Here is a 2,942-nt window from a genome sequence, read left to right on the forward strand (position 1 = left end):
GGCACGCTCGAACTGACCGACCCAGGCTTCAAGCTGTTGTCGCACTGCACGGAGAAGACCAACGCCCCGGCCAGCCCCCGCGCCTGGCAGCAGGTGTTTGCCGCCTTCGGGCTGACGCTTTCACTGGTCGAGACTGGCTGCTGCGGGATGTCCGGCACCTACGGCCACGAAACCCGCAATGCGGATACCTCGAAAACCATCTACGCCCAGTCCTGGCAGCCGAAGGTGGAGGCAACAGAGAACGCCGGCCGGCTGCTGGCCACGGGGTATTCGTGCCGCAGCCAGGTGAAGCGGTTTTCCGATCAGGTGCTCCCCCACCCGATGCAGGCGCTGCTTGAAGCGATGCGCAGCGCCGGCAGCCGGTAAAGGGTCGTTATAGGCGTGGCTAGAAAAATAGCTGTTTAAGCGCCTGCCCCGGGTCGGCCTGGCGCATGAAGGCCTCGCCGACCAGAAAGCCGTTTACCCGATGGTCGCGCATCCGTTGAACGTCATCCGGGGTATGAATGCCCGATTCGGTGATGACCGAGACGTGCTCGGGGATCCGGGGCAGCAGATCCAGCGTGGTGTCGAGGCTGGTCTCGAAAGTGTGCAGGTCACGATTGTTGATGCCCACCAGCTTGAGATCCAGCGCCAGCGCACGGCTCAGCTCGTTGGCATCGTGCACTTCCACAAGCACATCCATCCCCAGCTGGTTGGCCTGCTGGTGAAGGTCTCGCAGCTGGGCATCATCGAGCGCGGCCACGATCAGCAAGATGCAGTCGGCGCCAATGGCGCGAGCCTCCGCCACCTGATAACCATGGGTAATGAAATCCTTGCGGATCACCGGCAGCGTGCAGGCATCGCGGCTCGCGATCAAATAGTCTTCGTGGCCCTGAAAGAAATCCGCATCCGTCAATACCGACAGGCACGCAGCCCCCCCTTTGGCATAGCTCTTGGCAATATCCGCCGGATGAAACGCTTCCCGAATCACTCCTTTCGAGGGTGACGCTTTCTTGATTTCAGCGATGACCGCCGAATCGCCCGCTTCAATACGTTGGTCGAGGGCAGCAATGAAGCCACGTGGTGCGCTCTGCTTTTCGGCCAGCGCCAAAAGATTGGCTTCGGAAACCGCCTGCTTGCGCTCGGCGACTTCCTGATCCTTGCGGGCTAGAATCCGGGTCAAGATGGTGGGGGTTGCCTGTTGCGTCATGGCGGTCACTTACTCTTTGAAAACGCTGGTGAAGTGAGAAAGCTCTCTGAGTTTCTCGAGCGGTAGTTTGGACGCCTGGGCATCCTGGGCGATCACGACGCCCTCGTGCAGGGTATCGGCAACGCCTGCGCAGTAAAGTGCCGCGCCGGCATTCAGGGCCACCATATCAGCCGCCGGACCGTCACCACTCAATGCTGCCTTGACCAGGCGCAGACTGTCCTGCGCATTGGCGGCCTTCAGGGTCGTCAGGCTCTGGCGCTCGATGCCAAATGCTTCGGGGGAAATGGTGTACTCAGTAACCTCGCCCTCTTTAAGCTCGGCTACCCGAGTGGACGTTGCCAGCGAGATTTCATCCAGGCCGTCGTCTGAATGAACCACCATCACATGGCGGCTGCCAAGCTTTTTGAGCACCTCGGCCATCAGCGGTACCAGCGTCGGCGCGTAGACCCCGACCACCTGATTGGGCGCCCCTGCCGGGTTGGTCAGCGGGCCCAGAATGTTGAACAGCGTACGCACCCCCATTTCGCGGCGCGGCCCTATGGCGTAGCGCATTGCAGGGTGGTGATTGGGTGCGAACATGAAACCCACACCCACCTGCTCGATGCAGCGCGCCACCTGGGCGGGCTTCAGGTCCAGGTAGATACCCGCAATGTCGAAAAGATCCGCGCTGCCTGAAGATGAGGAGACGCTGCGGTTGCCGTGCTTGGCCACGTGCGCACCCGCCGCTGCCGCAACGAAGCTCGAGGCAGTCGAAACATTGAACAGGTTAGCCCCATCGCCGCCGGTACCCACGATATCCACGACGTTCTCTGCTTTCACCTCGACGCGGCGCATCAAGTCGCGCATTACCTGAGCGGCGGCACTGATTTCCACCGCGCTTTCACCTTTCATGGCAAGGCCGACCAGCAGGCCACCCACCTGGGCATCGGTAGCTTCGCCGGTCATGATCTGACGCATCAAGGCGTGCATGACATCGAAAGGGAGGTCTTTACGGTGTATCACCGCGTTAATTGCATCGCGCATTTGCATGAACAGGGAAGCCTCTAAAGCGTGTGAACCAGGCAATCAGCCACGTTTCAGGAAATTAGCCAATAGCGCGTGGCCTTGGCGAGTCAGTATGGATTCGGGGTGAAACTGTACCCCTTCTACATCCAGTGTGCAGTGACGCAGCCCCATGATCAAACCGGGCGTCACATCATCTTCGGTGGTCCAGGCGGTCACTTCCAGGCAATCCGGCAGTGTCTGCCTGTCAACGACCAGCGAATGATAGCGGGTAACGTCAAGCGGATTTTCAAGGCCTTCAAACACCCCCTGGTGATGATGCATCACAGCAGACGTCTTGCCATGCATGACCTTGGGCGCGCGGATAACCTGACCACCAAATACCTGGCCGATTGCCTGGTGTCCAAGGCACACCCCGAGAATGGGCAACCTGCCGGCAAAGTACCGGATGACATCCATCGAGATACCGGCTTCATTGGGCGTACAAGGGCCGGGGGAAATGACCAGGTGTGTGGGTGAAAGCGCCTCGATCTGCTCAAGCGTGATGGCATCGTTGCGGTGTGTCATCACGTCGGCACCCAGCTCGCTCAAGTACTGGACGATATTGAAGGTGAAGCTGTCGTAATTATCCAGCATAACAACTTTAGCGTTCATAACCCTATGATTCTAATTGATGCTGCCTCTGTTTTACCCATTCGTTACCCAGGATGTTACCCAGGTCGGAAATTTAGGTATGCGGTATGGATTTGAT

3 protein-coding genes and 1 pseudogene are annotated in these 2,942 nt (G+C 59.2%); 1 reads left to right on the forward strand and 3 read right to left on the reverse strand.

All coding sequences use genetic code 11. From position 1 onward, the window contains the following. Positions 1 to 366, forward strand: a pseudogene (locus tag HW452_RS17220) (FAD-binding oxidoreductase); the annotation flags it as partial. A gap of 19 nt (positions 367 to 385) precedes the next feature. Here the strand turns inward: HW452_RS17220 and trpC are convergent. Genes trpC through HW452_RS17235 form a run of 3 tightly spaced genes read right to left on the reverse strand, consistent with a single transcriptional unit; the run spans position 386 to position 2,827 of the window. Next, positions 386 to 1,189 carry an indole-3-glycerol phosphate synthase TrpC gene (gene trpC / locus HW452_RS17225; RefSeq protein WP_224107331.1) on the reverse strand — a complete coding sequence of 268 codons (804 nt, stop codon included), beginning with the start codon at positions 1,187 to 1,189 and terminating at the stop codon, positions 386 to 388. Positions 1,190 to 1,198: 9 nt separating this feature from the next. After that, the gene (gene trpD / locus HW452_RS17230) at positions 1,199 to 2,218 is read right to left on the reverse strand and encodes an anthranilate phosphoribosyltransferase (RefSeq protein WP_224107332.1); all 1,020 of its coding nucleotides are present in this window, start codon (positions 2,216 to 2,218) and stop codon (positions 1,199 to 1,201) included. A 36-nt stretch (positions 2,219 to 2,254) separates the two neighbouring features. Beyond that, entirely contained in the window at positions 2,255 to 2,827 is a 573-nt protein-coding gene (locus HW452_RS17235; protein WP_263433730.1) for an anthranilate synthase component II, read from the reverse strand. Positions 2,828 to 2,942 lie beyond the last annotated feature (115 nt).

The organism is Vreelandella aquamarina (assembly GCF_020075495.1).
Classification (GTDB): domain Bacteria; phylum Pseudomonadota; class Gammaproteobacteria; order Pseudomonadales; family Halomonadaceae; genus Vreelandella; species Vreelandella aquamarina_A.